This is a genomic window from Nocardioides aquiterrae, assembly GCF_039526625.1.
GTDB lineage: Bacteria > Actinomycetota > Actinomycetes > Propionibacteriales > Nocardioidaceae > Nocardioides > Nocardioides aquiterrae.
Genome location: NZ_BAAAJE010000034.1, coordinates 42,804 through 69,274 on the forward strand (window position 1 = coordinate 42,804; position 26,471 = coordinate 69,274).

Consider the following 26,471-nt stretch of genomic DNA (forward strand, 5'->3'; position numbering starts at 1 on the left):
CAGCCCGTCTGGACCACCGTGCAAGGAAACTTCAGGCTTTCCTCAAGACGCGCTGCTCGCGGCCGGGAGTCATCGCCCAGCGGATCGTGCCGGTCGCCAGGCCGCCCAGCGCGCGCACCACGGTGCGCTCCGAGACCGGCAGCCAGGGCAGTCGCAGCGGCCACCGGGTCCACCGCGGCATCAGGCCCACGGCGGCGGCCACGAGCACGCCGTACGGCGCCCGGGCCAGCAGCGGGAGCTCCGGGTGGAGCACCAGGTAGGCGACCGCGTCGCGGGCCTCCGGCGTGCCGCGCAGCTCGGGGCGGTACGCCGCCAGCGTGGCCGCGAGCTCGGCCTCGGTGGTCGGCGGGTCGACGACGCCGAGCCGGCGGGCGACCTCGGCGGCCTGCGCCACGTAGGTGTCGCGCTCGGCGCCGACCAGCGGCTCCTCGCCGTACACGGTGTGCGCCAGCAGGAAGCTGTCGATCTCGGCGGCGTGCACCCAGCCCAGCAGGTGTGGGTCGCTCGCGGCGTACGGCGTGCCGTCGGGCATCGTGCCGGTCACCCGCTCGTGGATGGCGCGGACCGCGGCCACCGCCTGCGCCGCGTCGTCGGCGGTGCCGAACGTGGTGACCGCGATGAACCGGCTGGTGCGTGCGAGCCGGCCCCACATGTCGCCGCGGTAGCCGGAGTGCTCGGCGACGCCGCGCATCGCGGCCGGGTGCAGGGTCTGCAGCAGCACCGCCCGGATGCCGCCGACGAACATCGCCGCGTCGCCGTGCACCCGCGCGATCGGGCTGTCCGGCTCGAACCAGCGCGGCCCGGGCGTGCCGTGGATGCGCTCCGCGTGCTTGGCGCCGTCCGGGCCGGCCACGCGCAGGAAGAGCTCGGTCCCGAGTCGCTCGCGTACCCCCGCCATGCCCCCGAGCCTACGTGCGGCCCGTCAGTCGCCCTTGACGTTCACGAGCTGCCGCAGGGTGTGCCGGACCTCGACCAGGTCGACGGAGTCGGCCATCACCACGTCGATGTCCTTGTACGCCGCGGGGATCTCGTCGATGAACGCGGACGTGTCCCGGTACTCGATGTCGCCCATCGCGGTGCGCAGGTCCTCGATCGAGAAGGTCTTGCGGGCCCTCGTCCGCGAGTAGGCGCGCCCGGCGCCGTGCGGCGCCGAGTTCAGCGCGTCCGCGTTGCCGCGCCCGCTGACGACGTACGACGCGGTGCCCATCGACCCGGGGATCAGCCCGGGCCGGCCGGCCTCGGCGTTGATCGCACCCTTGCGGGAGAGCCACACCCGCTTCCCGAAGTGCTCCTCGACCTCGGTGTAGTTGTGGTGGCAGTTGATCTCCTCGAGCCGCTGCACCTCCTCGCCGGCCCACGCCGAGACCTGGCGCACGACCCGGTCCATCATCTCCTCGCGGTTGAGCAGCGCGTAGGTCTGCGCCCACCGCATCTGCGCGATGTACGCGTCGAACTCGGGCGTGCCCTCGGTGAGGTAGGCGAGGTCGCGGTGGGGCAGGTCCTCGCCGGCGCAGCGCCGGCGCGCGACGTCGATGTGCCGCTGCGCGATCTTGTTGCCGACGCCGCGGGACCCGGAGTGCAGGAAGAGCCAGACGCGGGACGACTCGTCGGCGGTCACCTCGATGAAGTGGTTGCCCGACCCCAGGGTGCCGAGCTGCAGGTCCCAGCGCTTGACGTACGACGCCGGGTCGAACCCGGCCCGCGAGGCGAGCTCGCGCAGCCGGACCAACCGCTCACGCGTGTGGTCGCGGCTGATCGTCCGGTTGGCCGCGCCGGCCGAGAGCGGGACCGCGCGCTCGATCTCCTGCCGGAGCGCGCGGCGGTCGGCCGGGAGCCGGTCCCGGGTGAGCTGGGTGCGGACCGCGATCATCCCGCAGCCGATGTCGACGCCGACCGCGGCCGGCATGATCGCGCCGAGCGTCGGGATGACGGAGCCGACGGTCGCGCCGAGCCCGAGGTGCGCGTCCGGCATCAGCGCGACGTGCGGGTGGATGAACGGCATGCCCGCCGTGGTCACGGCCTGCGCGCGGGTGCCCTCGTCCAGGATCGAGGCCCAGCTCAGGAGCCGGTCGGTGATCTTCTCCATGGACGGCCGGTTCCCCAGAAGCGGCTACGACGTGCGGGCGTCCCAGGTCCGCAGCCAGACGGCGTGCTCGGCCTCGGCGAGCTTCTCCAGCGCGTCGGACGGGAGCGGGTCGAGGGTGTCGGTGACGACGTACCCTCGCTCGCCGCGGGTGGAGAGGTACTGGCCGGTGACGTTCGCGCCGGCGTCGGCGAGCACGCCGTTCACGCTGGCCAGGACCCCGGGCAGGTTCACGTGCAGGAAGCCGATCCGGTGCCCGGCGACGAGCTGCGGCGCCTGCACGACCGGCAGGTTGACCGAGAGCTCGGTGCGGCCCTCCAGCGCGAAGCCGGCGAGCTTGCCGGCCACGAAGTAGCCGATCTCCTCCTGCGCCTCCTGGGTCGAGCCGCCCACGTGCGGGGTCAGGATCACGTTGTCCAGGCCGCGCAGCACCGACTCGAACGGGTCGCCCTGCGCCTTGGGCTCGACCGGGAAGACGTCGAGAGCGGCGCCGGCGATGTGGCCGGACAGGATGTTCTCCCGCAGCGCGACGTCGTCGACCACCATGCCCCGCGCCGCGTTGATGAACAGGCTGCGCGGCTTCATCTTCGCGAACTCCTCCGCGCCGAACATGCCGGCGTTGCCGGGCCGTCCGTCCACGTGGAGGCTCACGACGTCCGCCTCGGCGAGCAGGTCGTCGAGGGTCTTCATCCGCCGGGCGTTGCCGTGCGCGAGCCGGTCGGCGGTGTCGAAGAAGATCACCCGCAGCCCCAGCGCCTCGGCCAGGTTCGAGAGCTGGGTGCCGATGTTGCCGTAGCCCACGATCCCGAGCGTGCGGCCGCGGATCTCGTGGCTGCCCTTCGCGGACTTGTCCCACACGCCCGCGTGCATCCGCTCGGTCTTCTCGGCCAGCCGGCGCGCCAGCATGATGATCTCGCCGATCACCAGCTCCACGACGCTGCGCGTGTTGGAGTACGGCGCGTTGAACACCGCGATGCCGCGGTCCGCGGCCGCCAGCAGGTCGACCTGGTTGGTGCCGATGCAGAAGCAGCCGACCGCCAGCAGGTCCGGCGCGGCGTCGAGCACCCGCTTCGTGAGGTGGGTGTTGGACCGGATCCCGAGCAGGTGCACCCCGGGCAGCTCCGCGACCAGCTCGTCCTCGGACAGGGATCCGGTGCGCAGCTCCACCTCGAAGCCGCGCGCCTCGAGGATCTCGACCGCGAGCGGGTGGATGTTCTCCAGCAGCAGCACCTTCACGGTGATCCAGCCTAGGTCGACTCCGGCGCCCGCCCGAATCGACGCCGAACGCTGGGACGCCGGGCCGGGGTCAGGGTCGCATCCAGTGGGGGTGCGTGCGGTCGCCCTTGCACACGTAGCGCCGCCCCTGGGCGTCCCAGCCGCTCTGGCCGTACTTGGACTGCGGGCAGAACTGGCCGCCCCGGATGCAGGAGCCGCTCGAGGTCCGGGTGCAGGGGTGGGTGGCGATCTGGACGCTGGCGTCGGCGGACGGAGCGGCCGCGTGCGCCGGCACCGAGACGAGGCCGGCGAGCGCGATCGCGAGCGTCGCGATGAAGGTGCGGATGGTCATGACCGGTAGGAGACGTCGGTTCCCCGGTGCGCGCAGCGGAACGCCCGAATTCGCGGCCCGCGGACTGGACCGCAACCGGACCGGCCCACCCGGCGTCGTACGTGCGTAATCGGCGGCAGGCGGGAGTGGGAGACGGCATGATGCACGGCATGGGAGCTCGCAGGCGCACCGGCGCCGTCCTGGTCGCCGTCGCCGCGATCCTCACCACGACCGTCACGACGGCCGCCGTCACGGGGGGTACGCCGGCGGTGGCCGCGGCCGCCCCGGTGAAGGCGACCGACCGCGGCGCCTGGCAGGTCCGGTGGCTCGGCGGCGACCGGTACGACGTGTCCTGGCGCTCGCCGAGCCGGCTCCCGATGACCGGCGACCGGCCGACGATCGTCGGCCCGGCGGGCCTGCGGATCGGGCCGCCGACGATCGCCGCCGACGGGCGGACGGTCCACGCGGTGGTCGGCGCGGACACCCGTCCCGACGCCGCCGACCTCGACGTGCTGCTCTCCGGCGACCGCCTCGACGCGCGGGGCGACGACCGGCTGCGCGCCGGGACGACCGCCGCCGGCAAGGCGCTCGACCTGCCCGGCGCCACCACGCTCCCGGTCGACCCGGCCACGCCCGGCCCGTACGACGTGACGACCAGCGACTACCAGCTCGACCCGGTCAAGATCGCCGGGATGCCGGAGCCGATCGAGATGGTCGGCCACGTGGTCGAGCCCGCCGCCGACGCGGCGACCGGGCCCCGGCCGCTCGTGCTGTTCCTGCACGGCCGGCACAGCGTCTGCTACGACCCGAACGACGAGAGCGCGGGCGACGGCGCGTGGCCGTGCCGGCCGCCGCAGCTGGAGATCCCCAGCCAGCTGGGCTACGACTACATCCAGCAGGTGCTGGCCTCGCAGGGCTACGCGACGGTCTCGATCCGCGTGAACGGCATCAACGCCCAGGACTACCGGCTCGCCGACGGCGGCGCCGACGCCCGCGCCCAGATCGTCGAGAAGCACCTCGACCACTGGGTCGGCCTCGCCACCGCCCACCAGGTCGACCTCAGCCGGGTCGTGCTGGTCGGGCACAGCCGCGGCGGCGAGGGCGTCGACCGGGCGTCCATCCAGATCCCGCTGAGCGCGCCGTACCGGATCGTCGGGCAGGTGCTGATCGCGCCCACGAACTTCGGCACCCAGACCGCGCCGTACGTGCCGACGGTGACGCTGCTGCCGTTCTGCGACGGCGACGTCAGCGACCTGCAGGGCCAGCGGTTCACCGACGTCTCGCGCGACCTCACGACCGGCGACACGTCGCTGAAGAGCTCGGTGCTGGTGATGGGCGCGAACCACAACTACTTCAACACCGAGTGGACGCCCGGCATCGCCCAGGCCCCGGCGTGGGACGACTGGTACGGCCCGAAGCGCGACGAGTGCGGCACGAAGAACCCCGACCGGCTCACGCCCGAGGAGCAGCAGAGCGTCGGCACGGCGTACGTCGCCGGGGCGGTGCACCTGTTCGCGAACGACGAGCAGGACGTGCTGCCGCTGTTCGACGGCTCGCGCGTGACGGTCCCGTCGGTCGGCGACGCGCAGGTGCTCAGCGAGGCGGTCGGCGGCGGCCGCGACGTCCGGACGCCCGGCGGCACCGCGTCGCTCGACCTCGCGGACGGCGCGAGCACGCGGATGTGCCAGGGCGCCAACGACCCCGCGAAGGTCGCGTCGTGCACGTACGGCATCGAGTGGGCCGGCGTGCACCCGCACTGGCCGGAGCAGTACGAGCACCTGGTGACGCGCGAGTTCTTCGAGATGACGTGGACCGCGGCCGGCCAGTCCGGTGGGTTCGTGCTCGACGACCCGCTCGACCTGAGCGCCGGCCGCCTGGAGCTGCGCACGATCGTCGACCCCGACCAGGGCGATGCGCGACTGCGCGTCCGGCTCACCGACGCGGACGGCGCGAGCGCGCTGGTCACGCCGGTCGGCGACGGCACGCTGCCCGCGCTCGGCCAGCGCGACGACACCGAGAAGTACTGGGCGCAGACGCTGATGGTCGACCCGTCCGGGGCGACCGGTGTCGACCTCAGCCGGATCACCGGGGTCGACCTGGTGGCCGACAGCGACCACGGGCGGATCTGGGTGGCCGACCTCGGCGCGGCGCCGGCCGCGCTGGCCGCCGTACCCGACGTGCGGCTGCCGACCATCGACGTCGGCGACGTGCGCGTCGCCGAGGGCGACGGGCCCGGCACGGTCTCCGCGAGCCTGCCGTTCACGGTCAACGGCGAGGTCACCCGACCGGCGCGGTTCTCCGTCACCACGGCCGGCCAGCAGCTCGGCGACGTCCAGCGGTTCATGGTCGACCTCGCGCCGGGGCAGACGGGCGGGAGCATCCCGATCCGCTACGAGGCCGACCGGCGCGACGACTTCGGGAAGCTGATCACCCAGGTCTCGACCTGGGCGGTGCGCAACATGATGACCGACGCGTACGTCGGCGGCCTGACCGTCGTGGACGACGACCCGACCCCGCGGATGACGGTGCGCCCGGTGCACCGCACGGTGGACGAGGGGCAGCCCGCCGAGTGGGCGATCACGCTGGCCCGGCCGGTCGACTACGACCTGTACGCGAGCGGCAAGGTCGTGCTCGGGCCGGCGCCGAACGTCGCCGTGCGCGACGTCCGGTCCGCCTGGGTGCAGTCGCACGTCGGCGAGGACGTCGACCTCGACCAGCCGCTGTGGACCTACCACCCGTACGTGTTCAAGCAGCTGCGGCACGGCCGCACGAGCGCGGTGCTGCGGATCCCCACCCGCGCGGACGGGGTCGACGAGGGCCGCGAGGCGCTGACGATCCGGGGACGGCTCGGCAAGCTCCGCTTCGAGCGGACGGTGTACGTCCGAGGCTGACCGGGCGGAATTCGCTGGGCCCGCTCCAGCGGCGCGCCTAGCGTGGTCGGGTGATCCCGACCGCGGACGACTTCCAGGCCCTGGCGCGCAGCTCGCCGTGGCGCTGGACGACGCTGCACTTCCGGCACCGGTCGGCGTATCCCGGCGCCTGCGAGGCGTGGGTGCGGCGGCCGGGCGAGCTGCTGGTGCGCCTGCCCGACGGCCGGGAGGTCCGGGCGTCGGGGCTGCCGTACACCCGGGTCATGGTGGGCTCGTTCGTCCCCGACGGGTCTCCGGCGGCGCCGCCTCCTCCCGAGCCCGTGCTGCCCCACGAGGCGACGCCGGCGTACCGCCCCGACGGCCTCGTCGCGCAGCGGCCGTCGTCGTTCGAGGTCGGCTACGACGACCCGATGTACGGCAACTACAGCTGGGTGGCGATGCTGGACCCGGTCGAGCTCAGCCACCACGTCGAGGTGACGAACCTGCGGGAGGACGAGGTCGCCGGACGCCTCGCCTGGCGTGCGGACCTGCGCGCCCTGCCGGGGTACGAGCCGCGGTGCGGCGGCAACTGCTGCGAGCTGCTCTACAGCGAGGCGGGTCTGCTCGCCGACTTCGAGAGCCTGGACCAGGTGCCGGAGGCTCGGCGCGGGCGGGAGTATCCCGACCACTACGACGTCGCGCTCGACGTCGGGACCGGGATCGTGGTCCGCTGCCTGCAAGTCGGCGGCGCGCCCGGTGCCGCGTGGCTGGAGAACGACGTCCTCGACGTCGGCTGACTTGTCGGCCGATCCCTGCACTTGTCGGCCGAAGTTTCGGCCAGCAAGTGCAGGTTTCCCCGGTCGACCGGGGAAACCGACGGCACCCCACCCCCCTACGCCGGCAGGTCCTCCGCATCCACGATCCGGTAGGCGTACCCCTGCTCGGCGAGGAACCGCTGCCGGTTCTGGGCGAAGTCGGCGTCGACGGTGTCGCGGGAGACGATCGTGTAGAAGTGGGCGGACTTGCCCTCGGACTTGGGGCGCAGCAGCCGACCGAGGCGCTGGGCCTCCTCCTGGCGCGAGCCGAACGAGCCGGAGACCTGGATCGCGACCTCGGCCGACGGCAGGTCGATGGAGAAGTTCGCGACCTTGGACACCACGAGCAGCCCGACCTCGCCGGAGCGGAAGGCCTCGAAGAGCCGCTGCCGCTCCTTCACGGACGTCTCGCCCTTGATCACCGGCGCGTCGAGGGCGGCGGCGATCTCGTCGAGCTGCTCGATGTACTGCCCGATCACCAGCGTCGGCTGGCCCGGGTGCGACTCCACCAGTGACCGGACGACGTCGATCTTGTGGTGCGTGCACGACGCCAGCCGGTAGCGCTCCTCGGGCTCGGCGGTCGCGTAGAGCAGCCGCTCGGAGGACGGCAGCGTCACCCGCACCTCGACGCAGTCGGCGGGCGCGATCCACCCCTGCGCCTCGATGTCCTTCCACGGCGCGTCGTACCGCTTCGGCCCGATCAGCGAGAACACGTCGCCCTCGCGGCCGTCCTCGCGCACCAGCGTCGCGGTCAGCCCCAGCCGGCGCCGGGCCTGGAGGTTGGCGGTCATCCGGAAGATCGGCGCGGGCAGCAGGTGCACCTCGTCGTACACGATCAGGCCCCAGTCGCGGGCGTCCAGCAGCTCGAGGTGCGGGTAGACGCCCTTCCGCTTGGTCGTCAGCACCTGGTACGTCGCGATCGTGACCGGCCGGATCTCCTTGACAGCGCCGGAGTACTCGCCGATCTCGTCGGGGGTCAGCGAGGTCCGCCGGACCAGCTCGTCCTTCCACTGCCGGGCCGAGACGGTGTTGGTGACCAGGATCAGCGTCGTCGCCTGGGCCTCGGCCATGGCGGCCGCGCCCACCAGCGTCTTCCCGGCGCCGCACGGCAGCACCACCACACCCGAGCCGCCGTGCCAGAAGGACTCGGCGGCCTCGCGCTGGTAGGTGCGCAGGTGCCAGGCGGTCTCGTCGAGCGCGATCGCGTGCGCCTCGCCGTCGACGTACCCGGCGAAGTCCTCCGCCGGCCAGCCCAGCTTGAGCAGCGCCTGCTTGAGGTTGCCCCGCTCGGAGGCGTGCACGGCCACGGTGTCGTCGTCGATGCGCTCGCCGAGCATGCCGGCGACCTTCTTCGCGCGCAGCACCTCCTCGAGCACCGGGCGGTCGTTCGACACCAGCACCAGCCCGTGCGTCGGGTGCTTCTCCAGCCGCAGCCGGCCGTAGCGCGCCATCGTCTCGGCGACGTCGACGAGCAGCGCGTGCGGTACGGCGTACCGGCTGTACTCCAGCAGCGTGTCCACGACCTGCTCCGCGTCGTGCCCGGCGGCCCGTGCGTTCCAGAGCCCCAGCGGCGTCAGCCGGTAGGTGTGCACGTGCTCGGGCGAGCGCTCCAGCTCCGCGAACGGCGCGATCGCCTTGCGGCAGTCGTCCGCGCGCTCGTGGTCGACCTCGAGGAGCAGGGTCTTGTCGGACTGGACGATGAGGGGACCGTCGTGAGTCACGCCCCGGCACCCGCCTTCTGCCGCGCGCGGAACGCGGCGACGTTGGCGCGCGACGAGCAGCGCTCCGAGCAGTAGCGGCGCGACCGGTTCGGCGAGGTGTCCACGAAGACGTTCGTGCACGGCGTGGCCGAGCAGACGCCGAGCCGGTCGGGGCCGAGGTCGCAGACCACGTTCGCCAGGCCGAGCAGCGACTCGCTCACCAGCAGCTCGGCGACGCTGGCGTTGTCGGTGGCGACGTGCAGGTGCAGGTCGTGCCCCTCGTGGTCGGAGATCCGCGGGGTGATCGGGTGCCGCGACATCAGCTCGTTGAGCCCCCCGACCACCTCGGAGACGCGGTCCGCCTCGCCGGCCTCGAAGACCGGGCGCAGCTCGCGCTGGAACTTCCGCAGCAGCATGCAGTCCCGGTCGGTCGCGCGCGCTTGGAGCCGATCCCGGCCGTCGAGGTACGCCACCAGCCCGTCGACGTGCGACATGTCGGCGTTGAGCAGCGCGGCCGAGGCCTCGGCGTACCGGAGGAAGTCCACCTTTCAACAGTACCTAGGAGCCGGTGACCGGGCGCACGGTCGTGATCCGGTGCACGGCAAAGGTCCGTACGTCGTCGCTGCGGTGGTCGTGCGCGGTGAGCGAGCCGCCCTCGACCCGGAGGGGGTCCACCAGGCGCTCGGAGGTGGTCCCCTGGTTGTCGACGTAGCCGATCAGCACGGTCGCCCGGCCCTCCACCGCCTCGCGGAGCGCGGCCATCGACCCACTCGGCGACAGCGCCGCGGCCGGGGTGGCGGGCCGGGCCGCGTCGGCCCGGTCGCCGGCCCGGATCGCGGTGACCGCGTGCGAGACGTGGGCGGCGTCCCGCGCGGTGCGGGCGTGCCGGCCGCGGTGCTCCTTGGGCGTCCGCGCCCGCAGCAGGTCGGGGCGGGCGACGTGCACGGTGCCGTCCGCGGCCTCGACCACCGGGGCGGCCCCGAGCTCGCGGAGCCGGGGGAGCAGGACGTCGAGCGGCGTCGTCGCCACCAGCACGGTCGGCGCGATCCGGCGCAGCCCGAGCGTCCCGGCGCGCGGGTGGTGCAGCAGCTCGGTCAGCGCGGCCTCGTCGTCGGAGCGCAGGAACGCCTCGGCGTGGCCGACCCGCACCGTGCCGAACGTGCGCGCGGTGTCGTCGACCAGGTAGCTCAGCGGCTGCGGCACCGGCGTCCGTGAGACCGACGCGACGAACTCGTGCACCTCCGCGGCGGTCCAGCCGGTGTCCAGCGCGCGCCGCACCGACCCGGGCGTGAACCGGTAGACGGTCGCGCCGCCGCGGGACTCGACGTCCGCCACCAGCTGCAGGCGCCGGGCGAGCTGCGACTCCAGCGGCCCGGGCGCCACCGCGGTCAGGTCGGCCTGGAGCAGCACGTGGTCGACCGGCTCGGGCAGCAGCTGCGCGAGCGCCTGCTCGGCCGCCGCCCGGTCGTCGTCGAGGAGCGCGCGGGCGTACGACGCGAGCCCGTTCAGCGCCACCACGCCGAGGACGGCGCCCTCGTCGACCGCCCACGCGACCTGGTCCGCCCGGGTCCGCGGTCGCCGCGGCCGCAGCCAGGCGATCCGCGACACGAGCGACGGGATCCCGGTGCCCGCGGCCAGCACGATGCCGGGCGGCAGCGCCGCGAGCTCGGCCAGCGCCATCCGCCGGCTCTCGACCTGGTGCACGCCGGCCAGCTCCGGCGCGAGGGCGTTCCAGACCTTGCCGGCCGGGTCGCGCTGACCGACCAGGCCCGGGGTGCGCGGGCTCTCCAGCCAGGCGGCGACCAGGGTGGACCACCGCTCCGCCGTCGGCCGCTGGGACCACTGGTCGTACAGGTCGGTCGGGATCCACACGGGGTTGCCGTCGCGGTCGGCGGCGGTGGCGAGCAGCCCGGCGGCGTACGCCGCCTCGACCAGGACGGCGGCGGTCGGCTCGTCGACGTGCAGCTCGACGGCCGTCGCCCGCAGGTCGCGGACGCCGAGGCCGCCGCTGCGCAGGGCCGACGGCGGGTGCAGGCCCCAGTGGTCGAGCAGCAGCTCCACCCGGCGTACCGCCTCGAAGGCGGCGCCGGCGCCGGCCCGGTCGACCAGGGACTCCGCGCGCTCCGCGGTCGCCAGCTCGGGCACCTCGTCGACCGGCTCGGTCGTGGTCCGGCCGCCGCGCAGCGCGACCCCGACCTCGCCGGGCAGCACGACCACCCCGCCGCCGCGCGGCACCAGCAGCCGGCGGGCGAGCAGCTCCTCGGCGGGTGTCTCGGCCTCGTCGGGCAGCACCGTGTGCCGGGAGGTGCCGGTGGTCGCCTCGCCACCGGACTTCAGCACGTGCTCGAGCAGGGTGCGCGCCTGCGGCGACAGCTCCGCCAGCCGGCGGCGCACCTCCTCCGGTGCGAGCGGCTCGGCGGAGAACGGGCGCAGCCCGCTGATCGTGAGCGCGTCCGCGACGCCGCTGAGCGCGCGGATGCCCTGCGCGGACTCCCACGCCAGGGCCAGGCCGAGCAGCCGGTCCAGCGCCGCGGCCACCGACTCCGGGGCGGCGTGCACCAGCCCGGCCAGCCCGGCGGCGGTGGTTTGGCCCACGACCACGAGGGCATCTAGGACACTGAGCTCGGCCTGGGTCAGCTGGTCGAGGGCACGCAGCAGCGAGGACCGGGTGGCGGCACGCGACGCCAGCTGGCCGGAGTCGTGAGGGGCCGGAGTGGCGAGATCGGGGCGGTCGAGGAGCAGTCGGGACAGCCGGTCGTCCGGCCAGCTCCTGAGCTGGTCGGCGAGCGAGCGGTACCCCGTGGACATCCCCCCAACGCTACCGGCAGGCTCACGCCCATGAGGCAGGTCGAGCTCCACCACGGCGCCGCCACCGACGTCGGCCGGGTCCGTGAGGTCAACGAGGACGCCTACCTCGCCGTGCCGCCCGTGTACGTCGTCGCCGACGGCATGGGCGGCCACGAGGGCGGCGACGTCGCGAGCGCGATCGCGGTGGAGGAGTTCGGCCGGCTGGCCGAGGCGGGCTACGACCCCCACCGCGCCCGCGAGGCGGTCGCCGGGGCGCTGGAGGCGGCCCAGCGACGGCTCCTCGAGTACGCCGACGAGCAGGCCCGGCAGGGGATCGAGCGGCGGCGCAGTGCCGGCACGACCGTGGTCGCCGCGCTGCTCGTCGAGGACGACGACCGCCTCGCCTGGCTGCTCGCCAACCTCGGCGACTCCCGGATCTACCGGTTCGCCGGCGGCCGGCTCGACCAGGTCAGCACCGACCACAGCCTGGTGCAGGAGCTCGTGGACGCCGGGCAGATCGCCCCCGAGGAGGCGGCCACCCACCCCGAGCGCAACGTCATCACCCGCGCGCTCGGCGACGCGGTCGGTGTCGAGGCCGACTACTTCGTCGTCCCGCTGGCGGACGCCGAGCGCATCCTGCTGTGCACCGACGGCGTCAACGGCATGCTCGACGACGACGCGATCGCGACGATCCTCGCCGAGGCCGCGGACCCGCGCGACGCCGCCGACCGGCTGGTCGCCGCCGCCGTGGTCGCCGGCGGGGAGGACAACGCCACCGCGATCGTCGTCGACGTGGTCGGGACCGCCTCTACGGACGGCTACGACGCGGACCGGCAGCGCGCCAGCCTCGAGGAGAAGCTGGGAGGACGTCCGTGACCTGGTCCTACCGCGGCGGCGAGTGGTTCGGCGTGTTCGGCGAGAACGCCGTCGTCGTGCTGCCGCCGACGGAGAAGGCGCGGGTCGCGGCCGTGTGGGAGCTCGTCGACGCCGGGGCCGGCTTCGACGAGACCCTCGACGCGTTGATCTCCTCCGGCCTGCGGGACCTGCCGGGCTTCGTCCTCGTGAGCCGCGAGGGCGACGAGACCCGGGTGGTGCTGCGCGGGGAGGCGTACGCCCACTTCGCCACCGGCGCCGGCGACGACGTCGTGCACGTCGACGGCGACTCCGCCACCACCTGGGTGGAGCGCACCCTGACCGGCGTGACCCGCATCCACCTCGAGGTCTCCGGAGAGCACGCCCCGGAGGACCTGGTCCTCTCCCGCGGCCTGGTCCGCATCGCGTCGGCCGACTGGGACGAGCCCGGGGTCGACACCGACCACGACGGCCACACCCAGCGAGGTACGCCGACCCCGGCCCGCCCGCTGCCCGGCATCCCCGGCCAGCCCCCGGCCCCGCCGGTCACCGCCCGGCCGGTCGCCCGGCTGGTCCTGCCGGACGGCGAGACCGTCGACGTCGACCGGGTGGTGCTCGTCGGCCGGGCGCCCGAGGTCCGCGCCGGCACCGAGGGCGAGACCCGCCTGGTGCGCGTGCCCAGCCCGCACCAGGAGATCTCGTCGACGCACCTCGAGATCCGGCCCGGCTCGGGCGCCGACCACGGGTCGGCCGTGGTCACCGACCTCGGGTCCACGAACGGCACCCTGCTCCTGCAGCCGGGGCTGCCGCCCGAAGACCTCAGGGCCGGTGTCGCCGCCCAGCTGATCCCCGGCGCCGTGGTCGACCTCGGCGACGGAGTGAGCATCCAGGTCGTCGCCCCGTGACCGCGGCGGACCTCGACCGGCGCTTCTACGCGTTCGCGATCGACCGGTTGATCGCCTGGACGGTCGGGGCGGTCGCGGCGTACCTCGCCTGGCGCTACCTCATCGACCGGGACCGGGTCGTCGCCGGCATCGCGGTGGTCGTCGCGGTCGCCCTCGTCGAGTACGCCGCGTTCGCGCTGGTGCTCGGCCGCACGGGCGGCTCGCCCGGCAACGCCGCGCTGGGCATCCGGGTGCTCGACGCCGGGACCGGCGCCCCGATCGGCGCCCGGCGCGCGCTCGTGCGGCAGCTGGTGCTCGGGCTGGCGACGCTGCCCACCTTCGGGCTCGGCACCGCCACGCTCGCCTGGACCGCGGCGATGGACCCCAGTGGCCGCCGGCAGGGGTGGCACGACCGGCTGGCCGGCTCCGCGGTGCTGGACGTGCGCCCGGTCCCCGAGGAGCCCGCGGTCGTCGACGAGGGGCCGCCGCACGTCGTGAACCTGACCGCGATGCGCCTGGTGCCCGTGCCGACCACCCCGCCCCCGCCCCCGCCCCGGTCGGCGGCACCCGTACCGGCACCCCCACCGCCGCCCGCGGCCCCACCGCCGCCCCCCACCCCGCCTCCTACCCCGGCTCCCACGCCGCCTTCCACGCCGCCTCCCACGCCGGCACCCACGCCGGCACCCGCCCCCCAGCACCGCGCTCCCGGCCCGGAGCCGAGCGTGCCGCGGCAGCAGCTCGGCTACCCGCTGGTGCCCGAGCCGCAGGGCCCGGCCGCGCGGTGGCGGGTCAGCTTCGACTCGGGGGAGTCCTTCCTCGTCGAGGGCCTGACGCTCGTCGGCCGGCGGCCCGAGCCCCGGTCGGGCGAGGACCCCGGCCAGCTGGTCGCCCTGCGGTCCGACGACATGTCGCTGTCGAAGACGCACGCGCAGCTGCAGGTGGTCGCCGACGGCGTCCTGGTCGTGATGGACCGCGGCTCGACCAACGGGACGGTGCTGCTCCGCCAGGGCGTCGCCCGCGACCTCGCGGCGGGCCGGCCGACCACGCTCCTCGACGGCGACCACGTCCGGTTCGGCGACCGGATCATGTCGGTCGCCCGGGAGAGCTGACCGCGGAGTTCCTCGAATTCGGTAACGGTCCGGTAACGAACGGTCCCGCCTCTTCCGCTGCGCGCGTCCCGGCGTGTCAACTGCTCCCCTCCTGACCAGTGACTCGGCACTGCGATCCGGTGTCGGCCGAGCTTGCCAGGAGCCCCCGGGCGTTCCACCGCCCCGACACCCCAGGAGGCATCTCTTGCGCAGGACCCGCGTCGCCGCATCGGCGACCGCAACGCTCCTTGCGGCAGCCACGGCGCTGTCGCTCACCACCCCGCAGGCCGGCGCCGAGCCGGCCGGCTCGGCGCCCTCGGGCGAGCACCGGTCGGACACCCCCTCCGACAACATCACGCCGGGCTGGAAGACCCACTACGACCAGCTCCGCCAGCAGGCCCTCGAGAAGCGGCTGCGGACCGGCGGGAAGGGCGCGGTCGAGAAGGTCGGCCGCGGCGCCTACGGCAAGGTCGCGCAGACCGGCAAGGACCGCATCTTCGTCGTCCTCGCCGAGTTCGGCGACACCCGGCACAGCGCGTTCCCGGACGACCCCGAGTCGGGCGCCCAGCGGTACGACGGCCCACTGCACAACCAGATCCCGAAGCCCGACCGCTCGGTCGACAACTCCACCGTCTGGCAGAAGGACTACAACCGGTCCCACTACGAGGGCCTGTACTTCAACCGGATGAAGAAGTTCTACGAGCAGCAGTCCTCCGGCATCTACTCGGTCGAGGGCGACGTCACGGCGTGGGTGAAGGTCCCCTTCAACGAGGCGCGCTACGGCAGCGACTACTGCGGCTCGATCGTCTGCAGCAACGTCTGGTTCCTGGTGCGCGACGCGCTCGCCGAGTGGACCCAGGGGCGGCTGGACGCGGGCTGGTCGATGACCCGGATCCAGGACTACCTCAAGACGTTCGACAAGCAGGACCGCTACGACTACGACGGCGACGGCGACTTCAGCGAGCCGGACGGGTACATCGACCACTTCCAGATCGTGCACGCCGGCGGTGACGAGGCGGACGGTGACCCGATCTACGGCCAGGACGCCATCTGGAGCCACCGCGGCAACGTCGGCATCCACGCCAACGGCACCGGCCCCGGCCCCGCCATCGGCGGCGTCGAGGTCGGCGAGGGCGGCGTGTCCGACCCGAACGGCGCGGCCGTCCAGATCCCGAACAACCCGACCGGCGTGTGGGTCAGCGACTACACCATGCAGCCCGAGAACGGCGGCCTCAGCGTGTTCGCGCACGAGTACGCCCACGACCTCGGCCTTCCGGACGAGTACGACACCTCCGGCAACACCGGTGGGGCGAGCAACACCGTGGAGCACTGGTCGCTGATGGCCCAGTCCCGCGGCAGCCTCGGCGGCGACCAGGGCATCGGCGAGCAGCCGCAGCCGTTCGGCGCGTGGGACAAGTTCCAGCTGGGCTGGCTCGACTACGACGTCGCCCGCGCCGGGCGTCCCGGCACCTACAAGCTGCGTCCCGGCCAGTCCACCTCGGGCACCCGCCCCAACGGTCTGGTCGTCCTGCTGCCGGACAAGAACGTCACCTTCCAGTACGGCGACCCGTGCGACACCTGCGGCGAGAAGTTCTACTACTCCGGCAAGGGCGACAACCTCGACCACACGATGACCCGCGAGGTCTCGGGCGGCGGGGAGCTGACCGCGAAGGTCCGGTACGACATCGAGGAGGGCTGGGACTACGCGTTCCTGCAGGCCTCGAGCGACGGCGGCGAGACGTGGACCGACGTCCCGAACAGCCAGAGCTACCCCGGTGAGGACCAGGGCACGTTCAACGGCAGCGGCACCGGCATCTCGGGGACGACCGACGGTGCCTGGGTCGACCTCACGGCGACCATCCCCGTCGGCACGAACGCGATCCGCTGGGAGTACCTCACCGACGGCGCCGCGACGTACCCGGGCTTCCAGGTCGACAACATCACCCTGGACGGCGAGAACATCGGTGACGCCGAGACCGCCGACCAGGGCTGGGTGTTCGACGGGTTCGAGGCCGTGCACTCCGAGGAGACCAAGCCGTTCCTCAACGCCTACTTCGTGGACAACCGCCAGTACGTCGGCCGCGACAAGACGCTGAAGCACGTCTACAACTTCGCGGGCAACACGAAGAAGCCGGACTGGGTCGACCACTTCCGGTTCGCCCCGGGCGCCCTGATCAGCTACTGGGACACCTCGCACACCGACAACAACGTGGGCGACCACCCGGGTGAGGGCGAGATCCTGCCGGTCGACGCGCACCCGGAGTTCCAGCACGCGCCGGACGGCTCGATCCTGCGGACCAAGGTCCTCACGGCCGACTCGGCGTTCTCGCTGACGCGCACCCCGTCGCAGCAGCTGCACTACCAGGGCAAGCCGTACACGCTGCAGGGCCAGCCGGCCCAGCCGCAGTTCGACGACACCCTCGACTGGTGGTTCGACAGCGACGAGCACACCACCAGCGGCGGGACCCACCCGGGCTTCTACCAGCCGGGCTGGTACTCGGTGAACGTCCCGAAGACCGGCACCACCATCCGCGTGGTCAAGGTCGCGAAGAACGGCGTGATGACCGTTCGGGTCGGGCGCAGCTGAGCCGACGCAGGAGCACCTTGCCGGGCCCCGTCACCCCCTGGGTGGCGGGGCCCGGCCCGTTCCGGACCGCTTGCTGTGCGAGGGTCGAGGGGTCATGTCGCACGTCTGGTACGTCTCCTACGGATCGAACATGTCGGCCGCCCGGCTGGCCTGCTACCTGCAGGGCGGCTGCCCGCCCGGCGGCACCCGCGTCAACCCCGGTGCCCGCGACCGCACGCTCCCGGCCCGGTCGGTGCCCGTCGACCTGCCCGGGACGACCTACTTCGCCGGCGAGTCCCCGCAGTGGGGCGGCGGCGTGGCGTTCTACGACCACGAGACGCCCGGGTTCACCGCCGCGCGCGGCTACCTGGTCACCGCGGGCCAGCTCGCCGACATCGCGGCCCAGGAGATGTACCGGGACCCGGCCGACGGCCACCCGCTCGAGGCCCTGGCGCTGGCGCCCCTGGACGGTGGCCGGCACGAGCTCGGGCCGGGCCGGTACGAGACGCTCGTCGAGGTCGGCCGGTACGACGGCGCGCCGCTGCTGACCTTCACCGCGCCGCACGGCGCCGACCACGTCGAGCACCGGCACCCCGCACCGGCGTACCTCGACGCGATGGCGCTCGGACTCCGCGAGTCGAGGGGCTGGGACGAGGGTCGGGTCCGGGACTACCTCGACTCGGTCCTCCCCGCAGGCCTTCCCGCGACGGGGCCTGATGCGTAGCGTGCCCCTATGAGCTTCGAGTACGAGGGCACCGTGACGACGAGCGCATCTCCGAAGGACGTCTGGCACCTGTGGTCGGACGTCGGGAGCTGGCACTGCTGGGATCCATCCGTGCAGCAGGTCTGCATGGAGGGCCACTTCGCCGAGGGCGCGGCGGGCACGATGACCCTCACCGGCGGCGTCGAGGCGCCGTTCGTGCTCGAGATCGTCGAGCCGTGCAGCCGGTTCCTGGACCGGGTCACGATGGGCGACCTCGTCTTCCACATCGACCACGAGGTGAAGGCGACGGACTCCGGATCGGAGGTGACGGTGCGCACGCACATCTCCGGCCCCGGGGCGGTCGACATGGGACCGATGGTCGCGGGGGACACCCCCCAGGCACTCGAGGCCCTGGTCCGGATGGCCGAACAGAACTCCTGATTCTGGCTGTGGGACCGGGGCCTTTCCGTTGTCGAGCGCCGCAACGCTGAGCCAACCCCGGCGGGCGTAGGTTCCTGCCATGGAGGCCTACGCGAAGGGCGAGCTCGAGCCGCCCCTGCTCGAGGAGACCATCGGCGCGAACTTCGAGCGCACCGTCGCCGACCACCCGGACCGCGAGGCGCTGGTCGAGGTCGCGAGCGGGCGCCGCTGGACCTGGGCCGAGCTCGACCGCGACGTCGACGCGCTCGCGGTCGGGCTGGTCCGCGCCGGCATCGGGAAGGGTGACCGGGTCGGCATCTGGTCGCCCAACTGCGCGGAGTGGACGCTCACCCAGTACGCGACGGCGAAGATCGGCGCGGTCCTGGTGAACATCAACCCGTCCTACCGCACGCACGAGCTGGCGTACGCCCTCAACCAGTCGGGCACCGAGCTGCTCGTCTCCGCGCCGTCGTTCAAGACCTCCGACTACCGCGCGATGGTCACCGAGGTGCTCGACCAGACCCCGGTCGAGCAGGTCGTCTACCTCGGCTCCCCGGAGTGGGAGGAGCTCACCGCGTCGTCCGGCTCGCTCGCCGAGCTGGTAACCTGGACGCTCGACCCGGACGACCCGATCAACATCCAGTACACGTCCGGCACCACGGGCTACCCCAAGGGCGCCACGCTCAGCCACCGCAACATCCTCAACAACGGCTACTTCACGACCGAGCTGATCAACTTCACGCACGAGGACCGGTTGTGCATCCCGGTGCCGTTCTACCACTGCTTCGGGATGGTGATGGGCAACCTGGGCTGCACCAGCCACGCCGCCACGATGGTGATCCCCGCCCCCGGCTTCGACCCCGAGATCACCCTGCGCACCATCGCCGAGGAGCGGTGCACCGGCGTGTACGGCGTACCGACGATGTTCATCGCGATGCAGAACCACCCGACGTTCGCCGAGCACGACCTGTCGTCGCTGCGGACCGGGATCATGGCCGGGTCGATCTGCCCGGTCGAGGTGATGAAGCGGTGCGTGACGGACATGCACATGGCCGAGGTGTCGATCGCCTACGGGATGACCGAGACCTCGCCGGTCTCCTGCCAGACCCGCGCCGACGACGACCTCGAGCGGCGGACCGCGACGATCGGGCGGGTCCACCCGCACGTCGAGATCAAGATCGTCGACCCGGTCACCGGCGAGACCGTCGAGCGCGGGCAGCCGGGGGAGTTCTGCACCCGGGGCTACTCGGTGATGCTCGGCTACTGGGACGAACAGGAGAAGACCGCCGAGGCGATCGACGCGGACGGCTGGATGCACACCGGCGACCTCGCCGAGATGCGCGAGGACGGCTACTGCAACATCGTCGGCCGGATCAAGGACATGGTGATCCGTGGCGGGGAGAACATCTACCCGCGCGAGATCGAGGAGTTCCTCTACCAGCACCCCGACGTGGAGGACGTCCAGGTGATCGGTGTCCCCGACGAGAAGTACGGCGAGGAGCTCTGCGCCTGGATCAAGGTGCGCGCCGGGGCCGACCCGCTCGACGCCGACGCCGTCCGCGCGTACGCGACCGGCCGGCTCGCGCACTACAAGATCCCGCGCTACGTGATGGTCGTCGACGAGTTCCCGATGACCGTCACCGGCAAGATCCGCAAGGTCCAGATGCGCGAGGAGTCCGCCCGCGCTCTCGGCCTCGGCTGACGACGGGACAGGACGGTCAGCGCGAGATCACGACGGGGATCCGGGTCACGGTCCCGGTCGCGCCGCGCCAGGTGATCCAGCCGTCGTCGTCCGGCTGCGGCACCGACGTGCGGCCGACGGTCACGGTGAAGGTCGCGCTCTCGCCCGGGCCGAGCCGCATCGCCGCCGGGGTCACCCGGACGTCGTGGCGTGCGAAGCCCCGCACGTGCGAGGAGAAGTAGAGCCGCCGTCCGGTCACGTTCGTGACGGTCCGTACGGCGGTGTCCGCGGCGCCGGACAGCAGTACCGACGGCGTGTTCAGGTCGCCGGTCAGCGTGCCCGTCAGCCAGGCCCGGTAGTCGCCGGGGGAGACGTCGTAGACCAGCCCGGGCCGCAGGGCCGGGTCCGCGACCACCCGGCCGGTGCCGGCCCGGAGCGCCCCGGCGCCGGGGACGGCACGAGCGGTGGTGACCAGGGCGGAGCGGACCGCCGCGGCCGACCAGTCGGGATGACGGGCGACGAGCAGGGCGGCCGCGCCACTGGTGACCGCGGCGGAGACCGACGTCCCGGCCGCGAGGTCCCAGGAGCTCTCGCCGGTGATCGCCCCCAGCACGCCGCTGCCGGTGGCGACCACGTCGGGCTTCAGCGCCGGGCCGGCGGGGTCCCCGGAGCTCGACCAGTGGGCGACCTGCGGGGTGGTGCGCTCCGCGCCGAGCGGGACCAGCCGCACCCGGCCGTCGTACCGGTGCAGCGCGCGGCCGGCGGCGGCGTCGACGTGCACGGTCGGCACGCTGTGGAAGTCGGCGACCTCGGAGCCCGGGCCGCGGTTGGCGAGCACCATCCCGACGCCGTCGGCCTGCGCGACCGCCGCGGACTTGTCGACGCGGCCGATCACGCCCCGCTCGCACAGGACGATCCGGCCGGCCACCCGGGCGGCGTCCAGGCTGCCGGGCGTGCAGACCCGCGCGGCCTGCCGCGTCGCGTCGGCGGCCGCCGCGTGGGCGCCGACGACCAGGCGCGCGGACACCTCGTCCGCGGCGGCCATCGCGCCGGTGAACGAGGTCCCGTCCTCGAGGACCACGCGTCCCTCCCGCAGCGGACCGATCGTCGCGCCGACCGTGGTCACCCACGGGGAGCCGTGCGCGGCGAACCGGCGAGCGGCGTTGCCCGCGGCCCCGACCACGACGATGTCGTGCTCGGCGGCGCCGAGCAGCGCTCGCTCGACGGTGTCGAAGCCGGCCGGGCCGCCGACGGAGAGGTTCAGGACGTCGACGCCGTCCTCGGTGGCGGCGTCGATGGCGCTGACCAGGTCGGCGGTGGAGCAGCCGTCGTCGTGCGGGTCGGGGGCGGTCCAGCAGGCCTTGTAGACCGACAGCCGCGCCTGAGGTGCCACGCCGGCGTACGTGCCGAGACGCTGGTCGCCCACGCGCGCCGTGACGCCGGAGTCGCCGGCGGCGATCGACGCGACCTGGGTGCCGTGGCCGTCGGCGTCCCGTGCGGAGAGCGACTCCGACGAGCGCACCCGGTCCTCGCCGAACCCGTCGACGAACCATCGGGCGCCCATCACCTTGCGGGTGCAGGTGTCCGCGGTCCAGCCCTCGCCGGTCTGGCAGGCGCCCGCGAACCCGTGCGGCGACCGGCCCAGGCCGGTGACGGTCGAGAAGACCGGGCTCTCCGGGGCGATGCCGGAGTCGACGACCCCGATCACCACTCCGGCTCCGCCGTGGTCGCGCGCCGGGAGGCCCGGCACCAGCCCGGTCCGCGCCGGCCGGCCGGCCAGCGGGCGCACCTCGTCGCGCTCGACGAGCGCGACGTCGTCGTCACGGCGCAGCTGCGCGGCCTCGGCGGGGGAGAGGCGGACGGCGACGCCGTTGAGCGCCGTGGCCCACCGGTAGACGGGAGCGGGGCCACCGACGGAGGCCAGCACCCGGTCCTGCTCGGCGTGCAGCGCCAGGCGGCCGAGCAGGCCGGTCGCGCCGGGGCCCTCGAGAGTCACGAGGTAGAGCTCGTCCGGGCCGGACGCGGCGGCGGGCTGCGCCGGGAGCACCAGCGCGAGGGCAGCCGCCAGCACCGAGATGCCTGCCCCGATCCTCGCTCGCACCGTTCCCCCTGCCGTCACATGAGCCTCTCATTGTGACAGCAGTTTCGAATTCCATCACCTCGGTCCCTAGTCTGAGGCCATGCAGTCAGCGCCCCTCGTCGTCGGTTTCGACCTCGACATGACGCTGATCGACACCGTGCCCGGGTTCGCGGGCGTGCTCCGCGCGCTCGGCGCCGAGCTGGGTGTCGAGTTCCCGGTCGAGCAGATGACCGCCAAGCTCGGACCGCCGCTCGACCAGGTCCTCGAGCCCTACCTCGAGGCCGACGCGATCGCCGCGGCGGGCGACCGGTTCCGCGCGCTGTACCCCCAGCACGCGATCGCCGACGTCCCGGTCCTCGCCGGTGCGCACGAGGCGATCGAGGCGGTCCGGCGGTACGGCGGCCGCGTGGTCGTCGTGACCGGGAAGTACCCCGCGAACGCGCAGCTGCACCTCGACCACCTGGCGCTCGACGTCGACCACCTCGAGGGCTGGGTGTGGGGCGTCGGGAAGGCCGACGTGCTACGCCGCGAGGGCGCCACGATCTACGTGGGCGACCACGTGCACGACGTCGAGGGCGCCCTGGCCGCGGGTGCGCTCAGCGTCTCGGTGCTGACCGGCGGCTGCACGCGCGAGGAGCTCGTCGCGGCCGGCACGCACGTCGTGCTCGACGGTCTCGGCGACTTCCCCTCCTGGCTCGACGGGTACCTCCTCCAGCTGCGTCTCGACGCGCTCGATGCGGACCTGCGCGAGCGCGGCTCGGTGCTGGTCGCCTACAGCGGCGGCGCCGACAGCGCATTCCTCCTGGCCGCCGCGGTCCGGGCGCTGGGCCCGGAGCACGTCGCCGCCGCCACGGGCTACTCCCACTCGCTCCCGCAGGTCGAGCGCGACCCGGCCCGCGAGTTCGCGGCGTCCCTCGGGGTCGACGTGCTGACCCCCCAGACCCACGAGATGGAGCGCGAGGGCTACCGCGCGAACGGCGCGGACCGCTGCTACTTCTGCAAGGCCGAGCTGATCGAGGTGCTCGCCCCGCTCGCGGCCGAGCGCGGCCTCGCCCACGTCGCCACCGGCACGAACGCCGACGACGCGGTCGCGGGCTTCCGCCCCGGCATCCGGGCCGCCGCCGAGCGGGGCGCGATCGCGCCCCTGCGCGACGCCGGGCTGACCAAGGCGCAGATCCGCGAGGCGTCCCGGCGCTGGGGGCTGCCGACCTGGGACAAGCCGGCGGCGGCCTGCCTCTCGTCCCGGGTGGCGTACGGCGTCGAGGTGACGCCGTTCCGGCTCGGCCGGGTCGAGCGTGCGGAGGCCGCCGCGCGGGCGACGCTGGGCGGGGCCGGGCTGGTCGACCTGCGGGTGCGGGACCTGGGGGACCGGGCCTCGGTCGAGGTCGACGCCGCCCTCCTGCCGCTGGCCGCCGACCTCGAGGCGCGGCTGCTGGCCGGCGTGCGCGAGGCGGGCTTCGAGGTCGCCGTGGTCGACCCGCGCGGATTCCGCTCGGGGTCGATGAACGAACGCCTCTAGACTTTCGCCGCAGCATCCCCCCGTCCGACGGCAGAGTGCAGGAAGAGGACAGACCCGTGCCCACTGGCAAGGTGAAGTGGTTCGACGCCGGCAAGGGGTTCGGCTTCCTGTCGCAGGAGGACGGCCCGGACGTCTACGTGCATGCCGACGCGCTCCCCGAGGGCGTCACGACCCTCAAGCCCGGCACCCGGGTGGAGTTCGGGATCGCGCAGGGCCGCCGCGGCGACCAGGCGCTCCAGGTGCGGGTGCTCGACCGCACCCCCTCGGTCGCGCGCAGCCAGCGCGACGCCAAGCGCAAGAAGCCGGACGAGATGGTCCCGATCGTCGAGGACCTGATCCGGCTGCTCGACGACGTCGGCGAGGCCTACCGCCACGGCCGGCACCCGGACCCGAAGACCGCCCGGCCGACGGCCAAGCTGCTGCGCGCGCTCGCCGACGAGCTGGAGCGGTAGGCGAGAGCCGACACGCGACGGCCCTCGCGCCCGGGCTGGCCGCGCAATTGCTGGGCCGGACTGGTGTGGGAGCGCGTCCAGCCCAGTCTCGTCGCGCAATTGCTGGGCCGGACTGGTGTGGGAGCGCGTCCAGCCCAGTCTCGTCGCGCAATTGCTGGGCCGGACTGGTGTGGGAGCGCGTCCAGCCCAGTCTCGTCGCGCAATTGCGCGCGACGACTGCCCTGCCCTGCCCCGCGCTCAGCTCCCGGTCTGCACCTCGGGCCGCGTCCGCCGCGGCGTCCGGGTGAGCACGAACCCGGCCCACGCGGCCAGCACGGCCACCGCGACCCCGAGGCCGAGCCGTGGCGGGTCGATCGGCATCGCGATGCCGACGAAGCCGCCGATCACCCACGCCAGCTGGAGCGTGGTGTCGCTGCGCGCGAACGCGCTGGCCTGCACCCGGTGGGGCACGTCGCGCTGGATGGTCGCGTCGAGGGAGAACTTGGCGAGCGCCTGACCGAGCCCGGCCACCAGGCCCAGGAGCGCGAGCGCGACCACGCCGTACAGGACGAACGCGAAGACGACCACGCCGACGTCGACCAGCAGGATCGCGGTCACCGTGACCGCGGGGTTGATCCGCTTCAGCACCGAGGCGGCGACGACGCCGAGGAGGTTGCCGGCCGCCGCGCCGCCGACCACGAGCGCGGTGAGCACCTCGGTGGACCAGCCGTCGATCGGGTTCTCGCGCAGCTGGAAGGCCATGAACATGATTAGGAAGCCCGACAGCCAGCGCGGGCCGCAGTTGGCGCGCAGCGCGTACGCCACCGCCGGCGGGATCCGCATGCTGCCCGTGCGCTTCCCGCGGGCGTCGCCGCGCAGCACGAGGTCGCCCTCGCCGGCGCTGGAGTCGACGGCGGGGGGCAGTCGGACGGCCGCGATGGTGGCCGCGACGAACAGCAGGAACGCGTAGCGCAGCACCCACTCCGGGCCCGCGAGCGAGGCCAGGCCGGCGATCGGACCCGACACCGCGACGCCGACGATCCCCGACATCGAGACCCGGCCGTTGGCCTTGACCAGCGTGAAGTCCTGCGGCAGCAACCGGGGGACGGCGGCGGCGCGGGTCACGCCGTACGCCTTGGACGCCACCAGCACGCCCAGCGCGGCCGGGAACAGCCAGGTCGACTCGGTCTGCACGGCGCCCGCGAGCACCCAGCAGAGGAAGGCGCGGATGGCCATCGTCGCGCCGATCGCCCAGCGGCGGCCGTGGGCGAACCGGTCGAGGAACGGGCCGATCAGCGGCGCGACGATCGCGAACGGCAGCATCGTCAGGCCCAGGAACAGCGCGACCTGGCCGCGCGCCTCGCCCGACGGCACCGTGAAGAAGAGGGTCCCCGCGAGGGCGATCGCGACCGCGGCGTCGCCCGCGGTGTTGAAGAAGTGCATCTGGATCAGCCGCGACAGCCCGGACTCGCCGGCGCCCTGCGCCTCGGCGGCGCGCTTCGCCGTCCGCATCGTGAAGCTGCCGGCCCGCCGGGTCGCGCGAGCGGTCGCCCCGAGGCCCCTGGCGACCCGCGAGCCGCCGGGCGCCGCGGGGTCCGGCAGGTCCGTCATGGAGCCCATCCTGCCCGCTTCCTTGCCACCCGACCTGACATCGACGTCCCGCATGGGTCATGATTTCGTCCGTGACGACGACCGTGCGCCCCAAGCCCGACTCCGCCACCGTGGCGGCGGTCGACGCCGCCCGCACCGCCCTCCTCGAGGACGTCGCCGCGGCGGACGTCGGCGAGCACCTCGGCCACCTGGTCGAGGGGGAGCGGGTCATCACCCACTTCTTCGCCTGCGAGCGGCCCGGGTACGTCGGCTGGCGCTGGGCGGTCACGGTGGCCCGCGCGCCGCGCCAGAAGTACGTCACGGTCGACGAGGTCGTGCTGCTCCCCGGCGACGAGGCGATCGTCGCGCCGCCGTGGGTGCCCTACCGCGAGCGGATCAAGCCGGGCGACCTGTCGCCCGGCGACCTGCTGCCGGTCGAGGACGACGACCCGCGCCTGGTCCCGACGTACTTCTTCGGCGACGACCCCCTGGACGCCGACGACAAGGCGCAGGTCCGTGCCGTCGCCCAGGAGCTCGGCCTCGGCCGGGTCCGCACGCTCTCCCCGGAGGGCCGCGACCTCGCCGCGCAGCGGTGGTACGACGGCGACGGCGGCCCGGAGTCGCCGCTGGCTCGCTCGGCCCCGGACGCGTGCACGACCTGCGGGTTCCTGCTGCGGATCGCCGGGCCGCTGTCGGAGATGTTCGGCGTGTGCGCCAACGGCGACGCCAACGACGACGGCCGGATCGTGTCGTTCGACCACGGCTGCGGCGCGCACAGCGAGGTGCGGCTGGCCAAGAAGCACGAGCCGCAGCCGCTCCCGGAGCCGGTCTTCGACACCATCACCACGGACGACATCGACCCCGTCTAGATGTACCC

General features: G+C 73.7%; 21 protein-coding genes. 12 read left to right on the top strand and 9 right to left on the bottom strand.

Annotation, left to right across the window (positions count from 1 at the left end):
• Positions 1–31: 31 nt before the first annotated feature.
• From ABD086_RS24480 to ABD086_RS24495, 4 genes are all read right to left on the bottom strand, one after another.
• The gene (locus tag ABD086_RS24480; protein ID WP_343911157.1) at positions 32–898 is read right to left on the bottom strand and encodes an oxygenase MpaB family protein; all 867 of its coding nucleotides are present in this window, start codon (positions 896–898) and stop codon (positions 32–34) included.
• Between the two features lie 24 nt (positions 899–922).
• Complete coding sequence (locus tag ABD086_RS24485; RefSeq protein ID WP_343911159.1) at positions 923–2,086, bottom strand: RtcB family protein; 1,164 nt, start codon at positions 2,084–2,086, stop codon at positions 923–925.
• Between the two features lie 24 nt (positions 2,087–2,110).
• Entirely contained in the window at positions 2,111–3,319 is a 1,209-nt protein-coding gene (serA, locus tag ABD086_RS24490) for a phosphoglycerate dehydrogenase (RefSeq protein WP_343911161.1), read from the bottom strand.
• Between the two features lie 70 nt (positions 3,320–3,389).
• Complete coding sequence (locus tag ABD086_RS24495; protein ID WP_343911163.1) at positions 3,390–3,650, bottom strand: hypothetical protein; 261 nt, start codon at positions 3,648–3,650, stop codon at positions 3,390–3,392.
• A gap of 149 nt (positions 3,651–3,799) precedes the next feature.
• On the opposite strand from ABD086_RS24495, the gene ABD086_RS24500 reads away from it, so the two are divergent.
• The gene (locus tag ABD086_RS24500; protein WP_343911165.1) at positions 3,800–6,520 is read left to right on the top strand and encodes an alpha/beta hydrolase; all 2,721 of its coding nucleotides are present in this window, start codon (positions 3,800–3,802) and stop codon (positions 6,518–6,520) included.
• 50 nt (positions 6,521–6,570) lie between these two features.
• Positions 6,571–7,275 (top strand): hypothetical protein, encoded by a 705-nt coding sequence (locus tag ABD086_RS24505; protein ID WP_343911167.1) that lies wholly within the window; start codon positions 6,571–6,573, stop codon positions 7,273–7,275.
• A 95-nt stretch (positions 7,276–7,370) separates the two neighbouring features.
• On the opposite strand, the gene ABD086_RS24510 is transcribed toward ABD086_RS24505, so the two are convergent.
• From ABD086_RS24510 to ABD086_RS24520, 3 genes are read right to left on the bottom strand one after another with little or no spacing between them, the layout of a single operon-like run.
• Positions 7,371–9,014, bottom strand: coding sequence for a DNA repair helicase XPB (locus ABD086_RS24510; protein ID WP_343911169.1), 1,644 nt, complete (start codon positions 9,012–9,014; stop codon positions 7,371–7,373).
• Positions 9,011–9,538, bottom strand: a complete 528-nt coding sequence (locus ABD086_RS24515; protein ID WP_343911171.1) for a CGNR zinc finger domain-containing protein — start codon at positions 9,536–9,538, stop codon at positions 9,011–9,013. The genes ABD086_RS24510 and ABD086_RS24515 overlap by 4 nt, the downstream gene beginning before the upstream one ends.
• A 13-nt stretch (positions 9,539–9,551) precedes the next feature.
• Positions 9,552–11,801, bottom strand: a complete 2,250-nt coding sequence (locus ABD086_RS24520) for a helicase-associated domain-containing protein (RefSeq protein ID WP_343911173.1) — start codon at positions 11,799–11,801, stop codon at positions 9,552–9,554.
• A gap of 30 nt (positions 11,802–11,831) precedes the next feature.
• Here ABD086_RS24520 and ABD086_RS24525 point away from each other — a divergent pair, with 30 nt between their 5' ends.
• From ABD086_RS24525 to ABD086_RS24555, 7 genes are all read left to right on the top strand, one after another.
• Positions 11,832–12,656, top strand: a complete 825-nt coding sequence (locus ABD086_RS24525) for a PP2C family protein-serine/threonine phosphatase (protein WP_343911175.1) — start codon at positions 11,832–11,834, stop codon at positions 12,654–12,656.
• The gene (locus ABD086_RS24530) at positions 12,653–13,537 is read left to right on the top strand and encodes an FHA domain-containing protein (protein ID WP_343911177.1); all 885 of its coding nucleotides are present in this window, start codon (positions 12,653–12,655) and stop codon (positions 13,535–13,537) included. The genes ABD086_RS24525 and ABD086_RS24530 overlap by 4 nt, the downstream gene beginning before the upstream one ends.
• Positions 13,534–14,625, top strand: a complete 1,092-nt coding sequence (locus ABD086_RS24535) for an RDD family protein (protein ID WP_343911179.1) — start codon at positions 13,534–13,536, stop codon at positions 14,623–14,625. Before ABD086_RS24530 ends, ABD086_RS24535 begins: the two co-directional genes overlap by 4 nt.
• A 184-nt stretch (positions 14,626–14,809) precedes the next feature.
• Positions 14,810–17,191 carry an immune inhibitor A domain-containing protein gene (locus ABD086_RS24540; protein ID WP_343911181.1) on the top strand — a complete coding sequence of 794 codons (2,382 nt, stop codon included), beginning with the start codon at positions 14,810–14,812 and terminating at the stop codon, positions 17,189–17,191.
• Positions 17,192–17,285: 94 nt separating this feature from the next.
• Entirely contained in the window at positions 17,286–17,894 is a 609-nt protein-coding gene (locus ABD086_RS24545; protein WP_343911183.1) for a histone deacetylase, read from the top strand.
• A 9-nt stretch (positions 17,895–17,903) separates the two neighbouring features.
• The gene (locus tag ABD086_RS24550) at positions 17,904–18,314 is read left to right on the top strand and encodes an SRPBCC family protein (RefSeq protein WP_343911185.1); all 411 of its coding nucleotides are present in this window, start codon (positions 17,904–17,906) and stop codon (positions 18,312–18,314) included.
• Positions 18,315–18,393: 79 nt separating this feature from the next.
• Positions 18,394–19,995 (top strand): AMP-binding protein, encoded by a 1,602-nt coding sequence (locus ABD086_RS24555; protein WP_343911187.1) that lies wholly within the window; start codon positions 18,394–18,396, stop codon positions 19,993–19,995.
• 16 nt (positions 19,996–20,011) lie between these two features.
• Here ABD086_RS24555 and ABD086_RS24560 read toward each other — a convergent pair whose 3' ends face one another.
• Positions 20,012–22,075: a S8 family serine peptidase gene (locus ABD086_RS24560; protein ID WP_343911189.1), complete on the bottom strand. Its 2,064-nt coding sequence runs from the start codon at positions 22,073–22,075 to the stop codon at positions 20,012–20,014.
• Between the two features lie 79 nt (positions 22,076–22,154).
• Here ABD086_RS24560 and larE point away from each other — a divergent pair, with 79 nt between their 5' ends.
• Positions 22,155–23,573 carry an ATP-dependent sacrificial sulfur transferase LarE gene (larE, locus tag ABD086_RS24565; protein ID WP_343911191.1) on the top strand — a complete coding sequence of 473 codons (1,419 nt, stop codon included), beginning with the start codon at positions 22,155–22,157 and terminating at the stop codon, positions 23,571–23,573.
• Positions 23,574–23,629: 56 nt separating this feature from the next.
• On the top strand, positions 23,630–24,025 hold the full coding sequence (locus tag ABD086_RS24570; RefSeq protein WP_343911193.1) for a cold-shock protein: 396 nt from the start codon (positions 23,630–23,632) through the stop codon (positions 24,023–24,025).
• A 237-nt stretch (positions 24,026–24,262) separates the two neighbouring features.
• On the opposite strand, the gene ABD086_RS24575 is transcribed toward ABD086_RS24570, so the two are convergent.
• A complete protein-coding gene (locus ABD086_RS24575; RefSeq protein WP_343911195.1) occupies positions 24,263–25,615 on the bottom strand; it encodes an MFS transporter in 1,353 nt (450 codons plus the stop codon).
• Between the two features lie 59 nt (positions 25,616–25,674).
• Here ABD086_RS24575 and ABD086_RS24580 point away from each other — a divergent pair, with 59 nt between their 5' ends.
• Entirely contained in the window at positions 25,675–26,463 is a 789-nt protein-coding gene (locus ABD086_RS24580; RefSeq protein ID WP_425571705.1) for a DUF3027 domain-containing protein, read from the top strand.
• Positions 26,464–26,471 lie beyond the last annotated feature (8 nt).